Here is an 18,636-nt window from a genome sequence, read left to right as displayed (position 1 = left end):
GCGGGCAGCCGGCCGCTGCGCCGGCGCCCCGGCCGCCTCCCCACTTGTCCCGATGCGTGCGCAGGCCCGCCGCCACAGCGTTGGCGTCACGCCCTCACAGGGAGCACCTCGATGGCCCCGCCGAGCAGCCCGCTGACGCCCGCCGCACTCTCTCCCGGCTGGGCCCATGCGATACCCCCGGGGCCGGACGTGCAGGTGCGCCTCACGGCGGAGTACGCGCGGCAGGTCGGGCGCGACGCGCACTTCTGGGCCTGGCCGCTGCTCAACGTCTACAACCGCCGGCTCCACGTCTCGCGCATCAGGAGCTGTCCCTCTCCGGGCCGCTGATGCAGGCGCCCCTGAACCAGCTCGCGATGCTCACCGACTACGTGGACCCCGCGCAGCGCGCCAACTGGCTGCCCGCGCCGGCAGGAGACTTCTCGCTCTACATCCGCGCCTACTGGCCGCAGGAGCGCGTCACGCACGGGCGCTGGACGCCGCCCCCCTGCTGCCCGCCTGAGTCCCGACCTCGCGGCGCTGGCGCTCTCCGGCTCAGCCCACCGGCTGCGCCTCGGGGAAGTGCCAGCGCCCCTCGAGGAGCTCGGGCCGGGGGCGGTAGAGGCGGACCATGTAGTTCCAGCCCGGCATGATGGGCAGGCAGTTGGCGACGTCGCCCGCGCAGCCTCCGAACCGGACGGTGACCGCGCCATCCGGGTCCCGCTTCGCGGTGACGCTGTTGAGCGAGTACGCGTCGAGCGCGTTCGGCTCGAAGTAGCCCTCCGCGTTGTAGACGCTGATGGACCAGAAGCCATCGATCGGGACCTCTCGGACGGTGAGCCGGTACACCGTCCTGCCGTCGTTCTGCGGCGGGAAGACATTGAGGTAGAGCGCCTCGCGCGGTGGATTGGCGCCCCAGCCCTGGGCCGCGCCGATGAGGAAGCGCACCGGATCCACCTCGTCCCTGCGGCCGTACATGCGCTGGGTGTCGGGGAGGGTGGAGGCGAGCACGAGGAGCGCCTCGCGCACCTTCTTCTGGCTACCCCGGTCCCACTGCGGCACCTCGAAGGTGCCGACCGCGGGCTGCCGCACGGTGAGGGCGTCCTGCAGGGCGTGCACCTGCCGCACGTCCTGGGGGTCGCCCGGATCGACGAGCGTGCGCACCGCGGCCACGACGTAGCGCGTCCCGACCGCCTCGCGCGTGAGCGTGTACGCGCCGGGCTGGTAGTGGACGGCGAAGGTGTACTGGTCCTCGTCGATCACCTGCAGGGACATGAAGCGCTCGCCGGCATCCGGCAGGCCGATCGTCACGGGGCCCGCGTCCAGGTCGAAGACGGCCGCCGAGTAGAGCGTGTCGCGGTTGAGGCGGATGACCGTCTGCTTGTCGAGCGGCGCCGGGTCGCGCGTGTGGTCGAACTTCCCGAAGCCGCCGTTGGCGACGACGCCCGCGAAGTACATGTCCGTCTCGGCGCGCACGAAGTTGTCCGGCGTCACCGCCACCGGCACACGGCCCTCGAGCGTCACGGGTTGAAGTGCCATTTCCGAGCTCCTCACGCCGGCGCGCGCGTGGGCTCGGGCAGCGGCACCTGGGTCTCGGCGCGCGTGACCACCTTCTGCGGGCGCTCGGCGTGCAGCCACACCGCGAGCGCGCCGGCGAGCACCGCGCCGGCGAGCGGCGCGACCCAGAACATCCACAGCTGCTGCAGCGCCCAGCCGCCCACGAACACCGCGGGGCCGGTGCTGCGCGCCGGGTTCACCGACACGTTCGTCACCGGGATGCCCACCAGGTGCACCAGCGTGAGGCAGAGCCCGATGGGGATGCCCGCGAAGCCCGAGGCGCCACGCGCGGAGGTGCAGCCGAGGATGACCGAGACGAAGAGGAAGGTGAGCACCACCTCCGCGAGCAGCCCCGCGCCCAGCGAGTAGTTGCCCGGCGAGTGCGCGCCGTAGCCGTTGGCCGCGAGCCCCTGCACGCCCGGGTCGTAGCCGCCCGGCTGCCCCTTCAGGATGAGCACGAGGACGAAGGAGGCCGCGAGCGCGCCCAGCAGCTGCGCCGCCACGTAGCCGGGCACCTCGCGCCAGGCGAAGCGCCCGCCCACCGCGAGCCCCACGGTGACGGCCGGGTTGAAGTGCGCGCCGGAGAGCGGACCGAAGGCGTAGGCGCCCGCGAGCACCGTGAGCCCGAAGGCGAGCGCGACGCCCGCGAAGCCGATGCCCGCGCGGGGAAACAGCGCGCTGATCGCCGCGCTGCCGCAGCCTCCCAGCACGAGCAGGAAGGTGCCCAGCGCCTCGGAGGCGAGGCGGCGGGAGGTGAGGGCTTCGCTTCGGGCGTCCGCAGTTGGAGGGGCCATGGTGTGTGGGAGGTGACGCCGCGGGCGCGCGGCCACAAGCCTCGTGCACGGGGGCGGGCCCCGCGCCGCTCCGCCGGGTCGAGATCCACCCTTAGGACGCAGGTCCCAGGGCCCGCCTGTCCTGATGCCAGCCAGGCGACGTCCGGGGGCCGCCCCCCAAAGCCTGCGTTGAGGCGCCGAGGAGGGGTGGGCTACAGCTGGAGCCCATGCCGCAGCCGGCACCTCTGGAGCAGCGGGAGCAGCCGCCGCGGCGCACGGCGCGCGCGCGGCTGCCCATCGTGCTCCTCTGGGGGCTGGGCGCGGGAGCGCTCGGCCTGCTGCTCAACCGCGTGGAGCTCACCCTGGTGCCCGCGGTGCAACTCATCTTCGGCCCGCTGCCGGTGCTCGCGGCGGCGGTGCTGCTGGGGCCGGTGGGCGGCGGGCTCGCGGGCGGGCTCGCCGGCCTCACCACCTTCCTCATGTGGAAGCACCCCTGGGCCTGGCTGGGGATGGCGCTGGAGGGGGCGGCGGTGGGCGCGCTCTCGCGCCGGGTGCGGCCGCTGCCGGCGGTGTTCCTCTACTGGCTCTTCGGCGCGCCCTACATCCTGCTCGCCTACCACTTCGGCGCCGGGGTGCCGCTCGTGGACGCGGGCGTGGTGGCGCTCAAGCAGGGCTTCAACAGCCTGCTCGCGATGCTCATCGTGTACGTGCCCCTGCTGCTGCCGGTGGTGCGAAGGCAGGTGCGCCCCTGGCTTCCCGCGCCGCTGCGCCAGATGCGGCTCGCCGGCACGCTCTCGGCCGCGCTGATGCTGGGCACGGTGCTGCCGCTGGTGGCGGTGGGCGCGGCCGAGGGGCGCTCGCGCTACGCCGCGGAGCGCCGGCGCCTGGACGAGCAGAACCTGGCGAGCGCGCGCATCGTGGCGGACACCGTGGGGCGCTCGCTCGCGGCCGCCCAGCGCAGCGCCACCATCCTCACCGGCGTGCTCGAGGACGAGCTCGCGCGCGAGGGGCGGCTGCCGGAGCCCGCCCGGCTGCAGGGGCTGCTCGCGCGCTGGGTGGACAACACGCCCAGCCTCACCGGCGCCTACGTGGGGGACGCGCAGGGCCGCGTGCTCGCGCGCTACCCGCCCATCTCGGACCAGGGGCTGGAGGGTCTGCAGTACGCGGACCGCGACTACTTCCGCGAGCTGCAGCGCACGCACCGCCCGGCGCTCACGGGCGTGTTCGTGGGGCGCACCGTGCCGGGGCCGGTGGTGGCCGCGGTGGCGCCGGTGCTGCAGGGCGGGAGGCTGGTGGGCTACGTGGCGCTGGGGCTGGACGTGCGCACGCTCGCGCAGCTCGCCCGCGCGCGCATCCTCGAGGGCCAGCGGGCGCGGCTGGTGGACCCGCGCGGCTTCATCGTCGTGGACAGCGCGGGGGCGCCGGCGGCCGAGGGCGGGGTGGGGCCGGCGGGCGCGCTCACCACCGTGCGCAACCTGCCGCTCGGCGCGGCGCTCGCGCGCGCGCAGCCGGGCCGGCCGGCGGAGTACAGCGCGGAGGCGGGCGCCATCACCCTGCGCCGCGTGCGCGCGAGCAGCGCCTTCGCGCTCGAGCCCCTGCCGCAGCTGGGCTGGCAGGTGGTGGTGGAGCAGCCGCTGGGCTTCCTGGACCGCGCGGCGCTCACGGCCTACGCAGCGCTGCTCGTCATCCTCGGGCTCGCGCTGCTCGGGATGGCGGTGGGCGCGCGCGCCCTCTCGCGTGTGCTCGCGCGCCCGCTGGAGGCCGTGTCCGACGCGGCGCAGCGGCTCGCGCGCGGGGAGCGCTCGGCGCGCGCCGGGGGCGATGCGGCGCAGGGCTCGCTCGAGCTCGCGCGGCTGGGCGCCGCCTTCGACGCGATGGCGGACCAGCTGGGCAGCCAGCTGGAGGCGCTCGAGCGCGCGCGCCGCGAGCGCGACCAGTTCCTCAGCGTGGCGAGCCACGAGCTCAAGACGCCGCTCGCCACGCTCAAGGCGCAGGTGCAGCTGCTGCAGCGCCGGCTCCCGGAGAGCGAGGCGCAGACGGTGCCGCGGCTGGTGCGCCAGCTGGACCGCATCACCCGGCTGGTGAACCTGATGCTGGACGTGTCCGAGCTGGAGAGCGGGCGGCTGCGGCTCGAGCGCCGCCCCTTCGCGCTGGACGGCGCGGTGCGCGACGCCGCGGAGCGCCGGCTCGCGGGCTCGCCCCTGCACCTGCTGCGGCTGCGGCTGCAGCCGGTGAGCCTCACGGGGGACGCGCCCCGGCTCGAGCAGCTGGTGCACAACCTGGTGGACAACGCGGTGAAGTTCAGCCCCGAGGGCGGCGCGGTGGAGGTGTCGCTCGAGGTGCAGGACGGCGCGGGCGCGCCCGAGGCGGTGCTCAGCGTGGCGGACCGGGGCGTGGGCCTGGAGGCGCAGGGCGAGGCGCTGCTGCAGCGCTTTCCCGGAGGCCAGCAGCGCAGCGTGGCGCGCGTGGCGGGGCTGGGGGTGGGGCTCTTCTTCTGCCGCGAGGTGGCCGAGCGCCACGGCGGCCGCATCCAGGTGAGCCCGCGCGCGGGCGGGGGCACGCGGGCCACGGTGTGGCTGCCGCTCGCACCGCCCGCGCCGGAGGGCGCCGCGACCGTCTGAGCACGACGCACGACGCGCGGCGCAATCGCGCGCCTCTGGCGTATACGCAGGGGACACCCCGCCTCTCGGAGGACCGATGTTCCCGCTCGCCGCCGCGGCCGGGCTCGCGCTCGCCGCAGCCCCCGCACCCGCTTCGTCCCCCTGGTCCCAGCTCGCGCAGCAGGACGTGCGCGCCATGCACCGCATCATCCAGGAGAGCCACCCGGGGCCGGTGGACGCCGAGAACCCCGGCTTCAGGGTATGGCTCGAGCAGGGCTACCGCGAGGCGCTCGCGCGCGCGGCCCGCGCCCGCAGCTTCGGCGCCTACGCGGCGGCGCTGCAGCGCTACGCGGCGGGCTTTCGCGACGGGCACCTGCAGCTGGGGCTGCTGCTGGAGCCCACGCACGCGCGCTGGCCCGGCTTCCTGGTGGCGCTGCGCCAGGGGCGCTACGTGGTGGCTTCCGTGGAGGAGGGCGCACAGGGGCTGCCGCCGCTGGGCGCGGAGCTCGCCTCCTGCGACGGCGTGCCCGCCGCGCAGCTCTTCGAGCGCACGGTGTGGCCGCGCGTGACGGGGCCGGACGTGGAGGGCAAGCGCATGGCGATGACGCCGCTGCTGCTGCAGGACGAGGGGGACCCCGAGGTGCAGCCGCCGCGGGCCTGCGAGCTGCGCGTGGCCGGGGAGGCCGCGCCGCGCCAGGTGACGCTCGCCTACCGCGACGCCTCGCCGGAGAAGCTGTGGGAGCGCACGCGGGCGGCCGGCTTCGGCCCGCCGCCCGGGTTCGGCGAGTGCCCCTTCGGCGCGGGCGGCCGCTGGGTGTCCATCCCCGCTTTCTGGCCGGTGCAGGGCGAGCAGACGCTCGCGGCGCTGCGCAAGCTGGTGGCGGACGCGCCCACCTGGCGCGAGGCGCCGGTGCTGGTGCTGGACGTGCGCGGCAACACCGGCGGCTCCTCGCTGTGGGGCGACAACCTGCTCAAGGGGCTCTACGGCGAGGCCCTCTACAAGGCGCGCGTGGAGGAGGACCCGGCGGCGAAGGCCCAGTACGTGGACTGGCGCGTGTCCCGCGGGAACCTGGACCACGTGGCCTTCCTCGTGGACTACGTCTCGCGCGAGCAGGGAAAGGACGCGCCCTTCGTGGGCACCCTGCAGCGCCTGCGGCAGGGGATGCAGGGAGCGCTCGCGCGCAGGCAGCCCTTCTTCCACCTGCCGGAGGAGGCGCCGCAGGCGGGGGCGTCGTCCCCTGCGCCCGCCGCGCCGCCGCCGTCCAGCCCGCTGAAGGGCCGCGTCTTCCTCCTCACCGACGGGCGCTGCGCGAGCGCGTGCCTGGACTTCATGGACTCGGCGCTCGCCCTGGGCGCCACGCACGTGGGGCTGCCCACCAGCGCGGACAGCGTCTACATGGAGGTGCGCACCGAGGCGCTGCCCAGCGGCGCCGCGCAGCTGGGCATCCCGGTGAAGGTGTACCGGGGGCGCCCGCGCGGGCACAACGTGCCGTACGTGCCGCGCTTCCGCTACGACGGGGACATGGCGGACGGCGCCGCCCTCGAGCGCTGGGTGCTGGGGCTCGCCGGCGCCGCCGCGGCGCCGGCCCACTGAGCCCAGGGTGGGCCCGGTGCCCACCTGTACTGCGGACCCTGGCCCGCGAGCCCACTTCCGCGCTCCCACCGCGCGGCGCACCGTGTGTGGCATGGAGGACTGCCGCATCATGGACCTGTGCCCGGACCTGCCCGTGCTGCTGAGCGACGAGGCGCGCGCGGCCTTCGGCGCGCTCGCGCCCGAGGCGGGAGAGCGGCTGGTGGGCCAGCTGCGCGAGGTGGCGCAGCTCGCGGCCCGGCGCGCGCACCTCTTCGGGCCGCGCCTGAGCGTGGAGGCGGCGGGCCACGTGGCGCACTGCTGGCTCGCGCCCGGCACCCGGCTGCTCTGGGTGCGCCGCTTCGCGCGCGCCTGAGCGGCACACGCCCCGGGGCTCGCGGCCCGGGCGGGAGGCGCGCTGGGTCAGCGGGCGGGCAGTCAGGCGGATGACACCCTCGCCCACCCGTCACGTGGCGGAGGCCGTGGGGGGACGCTAAGCAGCGGGCATCCTCTCCTCGCGCGCGGGGCCGTCTCTGTCCTCGAACCCTCCTCCTGCCCAGCCCAACGTCGTGCTCGTGGTGGACGACCACCCCGCGCAGCGCTACCTGCTGACGAACGTGCTGCGGCGCGCAGGCTTCGCGCCGCGCGAGGCGAGCACCGGCGAGGAGGCGCTGCGGCTCGCGCTCGCGGAGCCGCCGGACCTCGTGCTGCTGGACGTGAAGCTGCCGGACATCCCGGGCTTCGAGGTGAGCCGCCGGCTGCGCGCGCACCCGGCCACCGCGCACGTGCCCATCGTGCAGATGTCCGCCGCCTTCACCACCAGCACGGACCGCGTGCACGGGCTGCAGGGCGGCGCGGACACCTTCCTCGTGGCGCCGGTGGACCCGGACGAGCTGGTGGCCACGCTGAGCACGGTGCTGCGCCGGCAGTCCGTCTCGCAGGAGCGCGCGCGGCAGCTCGAGGCCGAGCGCAGCGCGCGCGCGGAGCTGGAGGCGCTGAACGCGGCGCTCGCGGGCCAGGCGCGCATCCTGGAGAACGTGCGCGACAGCGTCATCGTCACCGACCTGGAGGGGCGCATCACCCACTGGAACGTGGGCGCCGAGGCGCTGTTCGGCTACACGGCGGACGAGGTGCTGGGCCACACCCCGGCGCTGCTCTACCCGGAGCAGGACCTGAGCAGCTTGCCCGAGGACCTCTCGCGCATCCTGCACGGCGAGGACTACCGGGGCGAGTGGAAGGGGCGGCACCGCGACGGGCGCGAGCTCTGGGTGGACGTGCGCACCACGCTCTTGCGCGGCCCCGGCGGCGCGCCCGCGGGCTTCGTGGGCGTGGGCAAGGACATCACCGAGCGCCGGCGCGCGGAGCAGGAGCGCGATCGCTTCTTCGTCCTCTCGCAGGAGCTGCTGTGCATCGCGGACCTGGCCACCGGTGTGGTGCGGCGCGTGAACCCCGCCTGGGAGCGGCTGCTGGGCTACGCGCCCGCGGCGCTGGTGGGCCAGCGCCTGCGCGAGCTGGAGCACCCGGAGGACCAGGCGGCGGCGGCCGAGGAGCTCGCGCGGCTCGGCCAGGGGCAGTCCACCGCGCGCTTCGAGTGCCGCTTCCGGCACGCGGACGGCAGCTACCGCTGGGTGTCGTGGAACGCGGCGCCGGACGTGGAGGCGGGGGTGCTGTACGCGGCCGGGCGCGACGTCACCGAGCAGCGCCGCCAGGCGGAGGCCGAGCGGCGGCGCGCCGAGTTCGAGCAGCAGCTCATCGGCATCGTGAGCCACGACCTGCGCAACCCCATCGCCGCCATCAGCCTCTCCGCCGCCACGCTGCTCTCGCGCGAGGGGCTGGACGAGCGGCAGCGGCGCGTCGCGGGCCGCGTGCTCAGCTCCGCGGAGCGCGCGAACCGCCTGGTGCGCGACCTGCTGGACTTCACCCGCGCGCGCATGGGCAGCGGCATCCCCATCACCCGCGCGAGCGTGGACCTGCACGCGCTCACCCAGCAGGTGGTGGACGAGCTGCAGGTGACGCACCCGGGACGCGCGCTGCACGTGCACCAGGAGGGCGAGGCCACGCTGCTGCTCGATGCGGACCGCGCCGCGCAGGTCATCGCCAACCTGGTGGGCAACGCCCTGCAGCACGGGGCGGCGGACAGCGGGGTGCAGGTGTGCACGCGCGGGCTCGCGGACGAGGTGCTGCTCGAGGTGCACAACCGCGGCCGGCCCATCCCGGGCGCGGACCTGCCCTACCTCTTCGAGCCGATGCGCCGCGGCAGCGACGCGGGGGAGGACGCGGGCGCGGCGGGCAAGAGCGTGGGGCTGGGGCTCTACATCGCGCAGCAGATCGCGCTCGCGCACGGCGGCCGCGTGGAGGTGCAGTCCAGCGAGGCCGGGGGCACCCTGTTCCGCGTGCACTGGCCTCGCCGCGCGCCGTAGCGCGCCCTCGGGGGTTTCAGGGAGGCAGCGGACCCGGCGGCGGCGCGAGTGGGCGGCCGCTGCCAGGTGCGGGCGCAGGACCTACGGTGGCCGTGTGGGTCCCGAGCGGGCGCCCCGGGAGGCTGCGATGGAACCGAACCGTGCGGAGCGCGAGGCCGCGGCGTTGAGCGCGGTGCACGAGGAGCTGTTGCGCCACCGGGGCTGGTTCTGGGCGCTCGGGCTGCTGCTGCTGGTGGTGGGCTTCTGGGCGCTCCGCTCCTCGATGGCCACCACCCTGCTCTCGGTGCTGCTGCTCGGCTGGTCGCTGGTCATCGGCGGCGTGGCGGAGGTGGTGCACGCCTTCGGGGCGCGCCGCTCCAGCGGCTTCACGCTGCACCTGCTCTCCGGCGTGCTGGGGGCCGTGGTGGGGCTGCTGGTGCTGCGCACGCCGGTGGGCAGCGCGCTCACGCTCTCGCTGCTCGCGGTGGGCTGGTTCGCCTCCTCGGGGCTGTTCCGCGTGGTGGCGTCGCTGCTCAACCGTCAGAACGGCTGGCTGTGGGAGACCTTGAACGGCGCGGTCTCGCTCGTGCTGGCCGCGCTGGTGTGGCGTCAGCTGCCCGGCTCGGCGCTGTGGCTCATCGGCACCTTCGTGGGCGTCGAGCTCGTCTTCCGCGGGGCTGCGTGGATTGCCTTCGCCATCGGGCTCAAGGACCTGGAGCCCGAGCACGCCCGGTCGGCGTAGGGCGCGCGCGCCTAGTGCGCCGAGAGCGAGGGCTCGCTGATGCCCTCGAGCGCGCTGCCGCTCACGCGCTCGTCCGCGCTGCGCGCCACGTCCGCGAGCGCCACCATGCCCACGAGGTTCTTGTCGCGGTCCACCACGATGAGCCGGCGCACCTGCTGCTCGGCCATCTTGCGCGCGGCCTCCTGCACGTCCTCGTCCTCGAAGCACCAGAGCACGCCCTCGCTCATGCAGCGCTGCACCTGGGTGGTCTCGGGGTCGAGGTGACGGGCGATGCCGCGCACCACGAGGTCGCGGTCGGTGATCATCCCCAGCACCTTGCGGCCGTTGCACACCGGCAGCGCGCCCACCTCGTGGTCCGTCATCCGCAGCGCCGCCTCCGCCAGCGTGTCGTCCGGGTTGGCGATCTGCACGTCGCGGGTCATCACCTCGCTCAGCTTCATGGTCGTCGCTCCTCCTCTGAATCGGAGCCCCAAAGGTGCGCACGCGGGCGGAGCACTCAAAGCGCTGAGCGGGCGGGCCGCAGGGGGCCTGTGTGCCTGGCCCCTCACCCGGAGTGTGGGCAATCCGAAGGATGGGCACGCCCGTACTGCACGGACCTCTCCTCCCTGGAGCCCTGGAGCATGTTCTACCCCCGGCCCCCCGACGAAGCGGACCTCCTGCGCCTCGAGCGCCTCGACGCGATGGAGCGGGCCCTCGGCTCCGCCCGGGCCGCGCTCGGCGCCTCGCGCGAGGAGCGCAGCCTCGGCAACCCCGGCGAGCACCCGGCCGACCCGCGCGACGCGGACCTCGCCGAGCGGCTCGAGGAGCTGTGCGCGGACGTGATGGACCGCCTGCTCGAGCTGCGGGCGCGCCCGCGCCCCTAGAAGAAGAGGCTCACCGCGAGCTGGGCGTTGAGGGGCGCGCCGGGAGTGAAGTGAAGGTCCTCGCAGCCCTCGAAGGCGCCCGGCTCGCCGGCGGGGCGCGTGCCCGCTGGGCAGCTCTCGGGGCCGGTCTCGCTGGGCAGCCGGGACACGTTGGCGAACTGCGCCTCGCGCCACGGCGTATCGAGCAGGTTCTGTACCGCGAGGCTCAGCTCGAAGCGGCGCGCGCGGTAGCCGAGCGTGGCGTCCACGCGGGTGAAGCCCTCGGCGGTGAGGAAGCGGTCCTCTGTGGCCGGGCGGTCCGCGAGGTGCAGCGCGCCGAGGCGCCCGTACACTCCGCTGGGGTGGCGCGCGGAGAGCCCGCCCTGGAGGATGAAGGTGGGGGCGAGCGCCACCGCGTTCGCGTTGCCCGCGTTCTGCACGTACGTCGCGCGCGACACCGTCACGTCCGCGTCCGCGTAGAGCCAGGAGAGCAGCCGCAGGCGCGCCTCGCCCTCCAGGCCGCGCCGGCGCGTGGGGCCGCGCGCTTCCGTCCCGCCCTCGTCTCCCACCCAGACGAGCTCGCTGTCCAGGTCCAGCAGGAAGAGGCTGCCGGCCAGGTCCAGCCGGTCGAAGAGGCGCGTGCGCGCGCCCACCTCGTAGCCGCGCGCCCGGGTGAGCGGCGTCACCGCGTCCGGCTCGCGCACCACGCCGCGCGCGTCGTTGGAGTGAAAGCCGTCTCCGTAGTTCAGGTACAGCTCCGTCTCCGGGAGCGCGCTCACCACGAGGCTCGCCTTGGGGCTGAGCTGCGAGGCCTGCCGGACGCCGGAGCTCTTCGTCCCCAGGCCGCCCAGGTCCTCGAGCCGGTCGTCCACCGAGAAGCCGAAGTAGTCCGCGCGCAGGCCGGCCACCAGGCGCAGCCAGCGGGTGAAGGTCACGTCCTCCTGGGCGTACGCGCCAAGGCTCCCCTCGCGCACGTGGGCGAGCACCCCGGGCGAGAGGCGCTCGCGCGCCTTCGCGTCGTAGAGGCCGTTGTCCACCGTGTCCGAGCGCAGCTGCGCGCCCACGGTGGTCTCCAGCCGCACGCTGCCCAGCTCGTGCGCGAAGCGGTAGCTCGCGTGGAAGCCCGCGAGGGTGCGCGCGTCGTACTGCTCGATCATGTCGCCGTTGACCGGGTCGCGGCTGAAGAAGGTGAAGTTGCTGTAGAGGTTGAGCCGGTACTGCACCAGGTACGCGAGCGCCTGCACCTCGCCGCCGCCGTCCGTGCGGGCGCGGTACTGGGCGTACACGCTGTGGCGCTGCGAGTTGCCGCCCTCGTCCGGGTCCAGGGTGCCGAAGCGCGAGAGCCGCCCCGCCTCCACCTCACGCAGGGGAATCTGCCCGCTGGCGTTCCACCCGCTGCCGTACGAGGTGACCGCGAGCGAGAGCTGCGCGCCACCGGGCAGCTGCCGCGTGAGCTTGCCGAAGAGGCTGTAGCGCTTCAGGCGCTCGGGGCTGTCGAAGGGGCCGTTCGTCCCGTACACCTGCGCGGCGAGCAGCGGCTTCCACTCGCCGAGCTCCGGCGAGAACAGCCCCAGCGCGCGGTAGGTACGGAAGCTGCCGCCGCCGAGCGTGAGCTGGCTCTGCTCCTGCGCGTCGCGCGCCACCAGGTTCACCGCGCCCGCGGTGGCGAAGTCCCCGAGGCTCGCGAAGTACGGGCCCTTGGCCACGTCCACCCGCTGCACCACCTCGGGGATGATCCAGTTGAGGTCCGCGTAGCCCTGGCCGTGGCCGTGGCTCACGAGGTTCACCGGAACCCCGTCCACCGAGAGCGCCACGTCCGTGCCGTGGTCCGCGTCGAAGCCGCGCAGGAAGTACTGGTTCGCCTTGCCGCCGCCCGCGTGCTGGTTCGTGTAGAGCCCGGGCACCACCTGCAGGATGTCCACCGGCCGCGGGTGCGGGCGCAGCAGGAAGTCGCGGTCGCGCACCGTGCTGCTGCTCGCGGCGGTGTAGGGGCGCGCGGCGCGCACCACGGTCTCCAGCGGCGCGGGCTCCTTCGCCGCGGACGCGGGTGCTTCGGGAGGCTCAGCCGGAGCGGGCAGCGGCGCGCTGCTGTCGGGGGCGACCGTGAGGCCCGTGTCCTGCGCTGGCGTCGCGCCGCGCTCGGGTGCCGGCGTGGCTCCGCCGTCCGGTGTCTGCGGTGACGCCGCCTGCGCGGAGGGCGAGCCGCCCGCATCAGGAGATGTCTGCGCGAGCGCCAGGCTCGGTGCGAGGAGGGCCAGCAGCGCGGCCGTGTGGAGATCCAGTCCCATGGGGTGCAGTACCCACTGGCGCAGGGGCTCGTGTGGAGCGGGTCGCGCCAGGACGCACCCCACCGAGCGCCCTACGGTCTCGCGAGGGGACCGCCATCGAGGCGCTGGGTGGCTGGAACGGTGATGCGTATAGCTGCCTTCGAGCGGAGCGGACAAGGCCCCCGCTCAAGGCATCGGAGACGAGCCGGCCCGTACTGGCACCCGCCACGGTCACGCGCGTGGCGCAGCCCCGGGCTACGGCGCGAGCAGGGCGCTGCGCCCACTCCCCGCAGCGCCCCGGCGCGTGCGCTCCGGCTGCGCGGGCGCGGGGCGCGCGTAGAGGATCCGGTAGGTGGCGTAGCTGGCCTGCACCCGCTTCACGTAGGCGCGCGTCTCCTCGAAGGGGATGAGCTCCACCCACTCGTCCAGCTCGGCGGCGGGGCGCGTGCGCAGCCAGCGGCGCACGGCGCCGGGGCCTGCGTTGTAGCTGGCGATGGCGTAGGTGGGCTCCCCCTCGAAGTCGCGCAGGAGCGAGCCGAGGTACAGCGAGCCCAGCTGCAGGTTCTTGTAGGGTTGCAGCAGGTGCTCGGCCGTCACCTGCCCGACGCGGTGGGCCCGGGCGACGGCGCTCGCGGTGGCCGGCATGAGCTGGGTGAGGCCGAGCGCGCCGGTGGAGGAGCGGGCGCGCGGGTTGAAGCGGCTCTCCTCGCGCATGAGGGCGTACACGAGGTGCGCATCCACCCGGGCCGCCTTGCCGTAGCGCTCCACCAGGGGCTGGAACGCGAGCGGATAGGTGGCCTCCCACACCTGTCGCGAGCTCGCGTCCGGCGCGCCGACGAGGCTCGAGGTGAGCGCCGTACTGCGCGCCAGCGCGCCCGCCGTCTTCTCCAGCCCCAGCGTCTGCGCCAGTCGGAAGAGCAGCCGGGCCCCCGCGGGCGACTGCCTCCGGGGCTCGATGGCGAGCAGCTCCTCCGCGGCCCCCGGCAGCCGCAGCCGGTGCAGCTCCACCGCGGCCCAGAAGTGGGGCTCCTCGGCGAGCGTGCCCAGCGGCAGGCCCGTGCCACCCTGCTCCGCGCCGCGGCCCTGCGGCGGGGCGCTGCCCGAGGCCGTGCCCGGCGTGAGGCCACAGGGCACCTCGCGCGCCTCGAGCCGGCCACACGCGAGCATCCCGTAGTAGGTGCCCGGCCGCTCGCGCGCCACGCGCCCGTAGGCCGCGAGCGCCTCGGGCAGCTGCCCCTGCGCCTCGAGGCTGCGCGCCTCCCAGTAGCGCGCGCGCCAGGGCTCCTCGTCCGGGAGCGTGCCGGCCGGCAGCGCCTCAATGGCGGCGAGCGACGCGAGCGCCGGCCCCCAGGCCTTGCGCTCGAACTGGACGAGGAAGGCCTTGAAGAGCGCCTCGGCGGCGAAGTTGCCCTCGGGGTAGCGGCGCGCCGTCTCCTCGAAGCGCGCGAGCGCGCCCGGCGCGTCGCCCAGCTGCAGCTGCACCTGGGCGGCGAAGAAGAGCGCGTCGTCGGCGAGCGCGTGCGCGGGGTAGTCGCGCGCGAGCGCGGCGTAGGTCTCCACCGCGTCGCGCGGCGCCACGACGGACTGCGAATAGCCGAGCAGGTAGAGGGCGCGCGGGCGCAGCTCGGCATCGCGGCAGGCCTCCGCCACCGGGGCGAGCGCCCTCACGGCGCTGCGGTGCTGGCGCTCCTTGCGCAGCGCGGTGCCGTAGGCGAGGTGCGCGCGGCAGGCGAGGGGCTCGGGCAGCGCGAGCTGCGGCAGCACGGGCTCGAGCTGCGCGAGCGCCTGCGCGTTGAGGTGCAGCGCGAGCAGGGCCTCCGCGCGCCGCACCCGCCACTTGAGGGGCAGGGGAAGTCCCTTGAGCCGCGCGCGGGCGCGCTCCGCCTCGGGAGACAGCGGGCTCGTGGCCCACACCTCGAGCAGCGCGTGGTGCTCGGCCTGGTAGTCGAGGCGCGCGCGTGCGAGGTCGCACGTCCGCATCAGGGCCTGCAGCCGCGCCGCCTCACGCCCGCGCCCCGGCGCATCGCCGGTGAGCGGCTCGAGCACCCGCGCCGCCCCCACCCGGTCCCCCTTGCGCTCGAGCACGCGCGACATCCCGAAGCGCGCCTCGGGGAAGGCGAGCGCGGGGGGCGCCACCTGCTCGTACGCGGCGAGCGCTGCATCCCACTGCTTCAGCCGCTCACGCGCGCCGCCCGCGAGCGCCCGGCAGCGGTCCGCGAGCGGCGGGTAGCGCTCCGCGAGCGCGCTGAACTCCTCGGCCGCCACGGCGAGCTCGCCGGCGTTCAGCGCCGCGAGCGCCGCGAGGTAGCGCACGGGAGGGCTCTGCGGTGCCCGGGCGAGGAGCGCGCGCGCCTGCCCGTAGCGGCGGCGCTCGTAGGCGAGCTTCGCCTGGGCGAGCGCGCCCTGGGTGAAGTGCGGCGCGAGGTCCTCCTCCGCGAAGAGCCGCTCGGCCCCCGCACTGCTCGGTGCCCGCTGCGCCGCCTCGAGCAGGTCCTCGAGCTGCGCCTCGGACGCCGCCTCTGCGTCCTCCGCCGGCGCCTGGGCCCACGCCCCCGTCCCCGGCACGCAGAGCAGCAGGGCCGCGATGGCTCCCGCGCGGCCAGAGAGGCACGCGCGGCGCTGCCGCTGCTCGGGGTTTCCCTTCCACGTCATGCTGGCCGCTCCCTCGTCCCGGGCGCTGCACGGCCCCGGGACGCCCTGTTCGGGAGCCAAGGTGCGGCCGCGGCGCCGAACGGCTACCGCCCCCGCCCGCTTGCCTGCCGCTGCTGTCCGGAGGTGGGCGTTTCAGGGGGCGGGGCGCGAGCAGGGCGCCCGGCAGTGTCGAGGACTGGAGGGGGCGGGCGGCTGGCTCAGCCGCCCAGCTCCTTCATGGACGGCAGCCCGTGCTGCGCGCGGCCCACGTCCGCGTCGTACTTCATGCTCGTCTTGTACAGCTCGAAGCGCCCGTCCGCGGCGAGCTGCCGGCAGCGCTCGCGCAAGGCGCGCATCTCCTCCGCGCTCATCGGCTTGAAGTCGCGCGCGACCTTCAGGTTCTGGCGCAGCACCTCCGGCTTGTCCATGCCGCTGATGATGACGTGCGCGGGGAGGCTGAGCGCGTAGCGCAGCGCCTCCTCGGGCGCGAGCGCGCCCTTCTTCACCGGGTCTCCCTCGCCGCCGAGGCTCTTCATCCCCAGCGCCACCATGCCGCGCTTGAGCACCTCGGGCAGCACGCGCTGCTCGAAGGAGCGGAAGGTGGCGTCGAAGGCGTTGAGCGGCATCTGCACCGAGTCGAAGGGGAAGCCCCGCTGCAGCATGTCCAGGTGGATGGCCGGGTCCTTGTGGCCGGTGAAGCCCACGAAGCGCACCTTGCCCTGGCGCTTGGCCTCCTCCAGCGCCTCGAGCACGCCGCCCTTCTGGTAGTGCAGCGCGGGGTCGTTGTCGTGCACCACCTCGTGCACCTGCCACAGGTCCAGGTGGTCCGTCCTCAGCCGGCGCAGCGACTCCTCCAGTTGCTGCATCGCCACGCGCTTGTCGCGCCCGTGCGTGCACACCTTCGTCATGAGGAAGACCTGCTGCCGCTTGCCCTCGAGCGCCTTGCCCAGCCACTGCTCGCTGCGGCCCTCGTTGTACTCCCACGCGTTGTCGAAGAAGGTGAGGCCTGCGTCGATGGCCTCGTGCACCAGCCGCACCGCCTCGGCCTCGCTCTTCATCGTGCCCAGGTGGTAGCCGCCCACGCCGAGGCCGGACACCTGCACGCCCGTCTTGCCCAGCGTGCGCGGCAGCAGGATGCCGCGCGTGCCGCCATCGCTTCCGGTGCTGCCCGGGCCGGAGCCCGAGGAGCCCGTAGTGGAGGGGCCCGCGGCCGCAGCGGCGGCGGCGGAGACGACGGGGGCGAGCAGCGCGGCGCCCGCGAGCTCGAGGAAGTCACGGCGGCTGGACACGGGGCACCTCGCGGGGACGCGCAGGGAAGAGGGGACGGGGCGAGTGCCGCACGGGCACCGCCGTGCCTCAAGGTGGGGCCGCCCCCGCCTGTCGCCCAGTGGGCGCGCCCGCGCTCAGCCCTGTCCGTCACCGAGCGGCAGCGTCACGGTGACCACCGTGCCCACGCCCTCGCCGCTGCTCACCTCGAGGTGACCGCCGTGGGCCTCCACGGTCGCCCGGGCCACGTGCAGCCCGAGCCCCAGCGACAGGCGCACCGTCTCCTCCGCGGCGGCGCTCGGGGCCATCTCCGGGGCCTCGAAGAGGTGCTGCAGGCGCTCGAGCGGGATGGGGGCGCCCTCGTTGTGCACCTGCACCCTCGCGCGGCCGCCCTCGCAGCGCAGCGTCACGGTGAGGGGGCTGGCCGGCGGGCTGTGGCGGAGCGCGTTGTCCAGCAGCTGCGCGAACACCAGCGCCATGCGCGGGCGGTCGAGGCGCGCGCGCAGCGGCTCGCCCACCAGCTCCACGGCGCGCGGCGGGTGGCCCGCGAGCGCCTCGCGCAGCGCCACCTCCAGCAGGCCGCGCAGCTCCACCTCCTGGCGGTTGAGCAGCAGCGGGCGGCCCGCGTGCAGCTGGGTGTAGTCCAGCAGCAGCGCCACCAGCCGCTCCACGCGCCGAGCCGTGCGCCCGAGCCGCTCGCCCAGGTGCTGCAGGGGGCCCGGCGGCGCGAGCCGGCGCAGCTGCAGCAGGTCCAGCGCCAGCGCGGTGAGGGGGCTGCGCAGGTCGTGGCCGAGGATGCCCAGCAGCCGCTCGTGGAGCCGCTCCGCGCGCCGGCGCTCGGTGACGTCCCGGCTGGTGCCGAAGAGGGCGCGCACGCGCCCGTCCGGGTGCAGCAGCACGCCCTTGGTGGACTGCCACACGCGGCCCGTGCCGCGCTCCGGCTCCTCCGCGTGCTCGTAGCTCAGCGTCTGGCGGCGCTCGAGCACCTCGAGGTCGTGCGCGCGCGTGGCCTCGGCGAGCGTGGGGGGAAAGAGCTCCGCGTCCGTGTGGCCCACCACGCCGCTCACGCCGCGCCCCAGCGCCTGGGCGCCCGCGGCATTGATGAAGAGGTAGTGGCCCTGCGGGTCCTTCACGTAGATGGCGTCACTCGTCGCCTCCACCACCGCGTACATCAGCTCGCGGCTGCGGCGCAGCTCCTGCTCGAAGGCGCGCGCCAGGCTCGTGTCCTCGAGGAACAGCGCCACCTGCGGCGCGTCGGCCGGAGCCCCTGGAGGCGCTGCCGAGGGCAGGACCACGGCGCGCACGCGCAGCCAGCCCGCGCCGCCGCGCACCTCGAGCGGCAGCTCCCGCTCCACCGGGTCCTGGCGGGTGGCGCCGCGCCGCAGTGCCTCCTGCGCCGCCTGCAGCAGGGGCGCGGCGCCGGGGAAGGCGAGCGGCTGCAGCGGGCCCAGCACGCTGCGCTGCATCAGCCGCAGCGCCACGCCGTCCTGGAAGTGCACGCGCCAGCTGCCGTCCTCGAGCACCGCGCCCAGCACGCCGTCCGGGTGCAGCTGCGCCAGCAGCTCGAAGGTGGAGGGCGGGGGCGCGGAGGACACGGAGTGGAGCTTCCGGAGCGCGGGCCGAAAGTCCAGTAAATCGACTCAGCGGGCGGGCGCGTCGGAGGGCAGGCCCACCGTGGGCTCGGGGATCGCGAGGCGCTCCGGAGCGCGATGGGGCGGCAGGCCCTGCGCCACGCGCTGCTGCGCGGCGAGGAGGGACGCGCGCCGCGCGGTGCGCACCGGGTGCGCGCGGCGGCGGGGCGCGGCGCCGAAGAGCCCCGCCAGCTGCTGGCCGAAGCCCAGCAGACCTGCGAGTGCGTGCGTGCACAGGCCGATCAACATGGGCACCAGCAGCAACGCCAAGACGATGGTGATCGAGCTCACGGTTCAACCCTCCCGGAGGAACAAGGTAGGTGCCCAGGTCTGGGCAGAGGAGGGGGGCACCCGGCGCACGCGCCCACACGCCCGCTCCCCA

15 protein-coding genes are annotated in these 18,636 nt (G+C 75.4%); 7 read left to right on the top strand and 8 right to left on the bottom strand.

Annotation, left to right across the window (positions count from 1 at the left end; all coding sequences use genetic code 11):
* Window positions 1-111 precede the first annotated feature (111 nt).
* Window positions 112-327: a hypothetical protein gene (locus tag FGE12_RS23070; protein WP_153868733.1), complete on the top strand. Its 216-nt coding sequence runs from the start codon at window positions 112-114 to the stop codon at window positions 325-327.
* Window positions 328-531: 204 nt separating this feature from the next.
* Here FGE12_RS23070 and FGE12_RS23065 read toward each other — a convergent pair whose 3' ends face one another.
* Entirely contained in the window at window positions 532-1,515 is a 984-nt protein-coding gene (locus tag FGE12_RS23065) for a DUF1254 domain-containing protein (RefSeq protein WP_153868732.1), read from the bottom strand.
* Window positions 1,516-1,526: 11 nt separating this feature from the next.
* Window positions 1,527-2,327: an aquaporin Z gene (aqpZ, locus tag FGE12_RS23060; RefSeq protein WP_153868731.1), complete on the bottom strand. Its 801-nt coding sequence runs from the start codon at window positions 2,325-2,327 to the stop codon at window positions 1,527-1,529.
* Between the two features lie 206 nt (window positions 2,328-2,533).
* Between aqpZ and FGE12_RS23055 the strand changes: the two genes are divergently transcribed.
* The 5 genes from FGE12_RS23055 to FGE12_RS23035 all read left to right on the top strand — a co-directional run bounded on the left by FGE12_RS23055 (window position 2,534) and on the right by FGE12_RS23035 (window position 9,617).
* Entirely contained in the window at window positions 2,534-4,927 is a 2,394-nt protein-coding gene (locus FGE12_RS23055; protein WP_153868730.1) for a sensor histidine kinase, read from the top strand.
* 76 nt (window positions 4,928-5,003) lie between these two features.
* A complete protein-coding gene (locus FGE12_RS23050; protein ID WP_153868729.1) occupies window positions 5,004-6,500 on the top strand; it encodes a S41 family peptidase in 1,497 nt (498 codons plus the stop codon).
* A 91-nt stretch (window positions 6,501-6,591) separates the two neighbouring features.
* Window positions 6,592-6,852 carry a hypothetical protein gene (locus FGE12_RS23045; RefSeq protein ID WP_153868728.1) on the top strand — a complete coding sequence of 87 codons (261 nt, stop codon included), beginning with the start codon at window positions 6,592-6,594 and terminating at the stop codon, window positions 6,850-6,852.
* A 202-nt stretch (window positions 6,853-7,054) separates the two neighbouring features.
* A complete protein-coding gene (locus FGE12_RS23040; RefSeq protein ID WP_153868727.1) occupies window positions 7,055-8,896 on the top strand; it encodes a PAS domain S-box protein in 1,842 nt (613 codons plus the stop codon).
* Between the two features lie 127 nt (window positions 8,897-9,023).
* Window positions 9,024-9,617: an HdeD family acid-resistance protein gene (locus FGE12_RS23035; RefSeq protein WP_153868726.1), complete on the top strand. Its 594-nt coding sequence runs from the start codon at window positions 9,024-9,026 to the stop codon at window positions 9,615-9,617.
* 11 nt (window positions 9,618-9,628) lie between these two features.
* On the opposite strand, the gene FGE12_RS23030 is transcribed toward FGE12_RS23035, so the two are convergent.
* Complete coding sequence (locus tag FGE12_RS23030) at window positions 9,629-10,057, bottom strand: CBS domain-containing protein (RefSeq protein ID WP_153868725.1); 429 nt, start codon at window positions 10,055-10,057, stop codon at window positions 9,629-9,631.
* Window positions 10,058-10,237: 180 nt separating this feature from the next.
* On the opposite strand from FGE12_RS23030, the gene FGE12_RS23025 reads away from it, so the two are divergent.
* Complete coding sequence (locus tag FGE12_RS23025) at window positions 10,238-10,480, top strand: hypothetical protein (RefSeq protein ID WP_153868724.1); 243 nt, start codon at window positions 10,238-10,240, stop codon at window positions 10,478-10,480.
* Here the strand turns inward: FGE12_RS23025 and FGE12_RS23020 are convergent.
* The 5 genes from FGE12_RS23020 to FGE12_RS23000 form a co-directional block, all read right to left on the bottom strand.
* A complete protein-coding gene (locus tag FGE12_RS23020) occupies window positions 10,477-12,747 on the bottom strand; it encodes a TonB-dependent receptor (protein WP_153868723.1) in 2,271 nt (756 codons plus the stop codon). The genes FGE12_RS23025 and FGE12_RS23020 overlap by 4 nt on opposite strands.
* A gap of 234 nt (window positions 12,748-12,981) precedes the next feature.
* Complete coding sequence (locus FGE12_RS23015; RefSeq protein ID WP_153868722.1) at window positions 12,982-15,378, bottom strand: transglycosylase SLT domain-containing protein; 2,397 nt, start codon at window positions 15,376-15,378, stop codon at window positions 12,982-12,984.
* A 197-nt stretch (window positions 15,379-15,575) separates the two neighbouring features.
* Window positions 15,576-16,646, bottom strand: a complete 1,071-nt coding sequence (locus tag FGE12_RS23010; RefSeq protein WP_194798180.1) for an aldo/keto reductase — start codon at window positions 16,644-16,646, stop codon at window positions 15,576-15,578.
* A 114-nt stretch (window positions 16,647-16,760) separates the two neighbouring features.
* On the bottom strand, window positions 16,761-18,218 hold the full coding sequence (locus FGE12_RS23005; protein ID WP_153868720.1) for an ATP-binding protein: 1,458 nt from the start codon (window positions 18,216-18,218) through the stop codon (window positions 16,761-16,763).
* A gap of 45 nt (window positions 18,219-18,263) precedes the next feature.
* Window positions 18,264-18,545: a hypothetical protein gene (locus FGE12_RS23000; RefSeq protein ID WP_153868719.1), complete on the bottom strand. Its 282-nt coding sequence runs from the start codon at window positions 18,543-18,545 to the stop codon at window positions 18,264-18,266.
* Window positions 18,546-18,636 lie beyond the last annotated feature (91 nt).

This window comes from Aggregicoccus sp. 17bor-14, from assembly GCF_009659535.1.
In the GTDB taxonomy this organism is placed as follows: Bacteria; Myxococcota; Myxococcia; order Myxococcales; family Myxococcaceae; genus Aggregicoccus.
The sequence above is the reverse complement of the archived record's forward strand: the minus strand, read 5'-3'. Positions and strand labels throughout refer to the sequence as shown.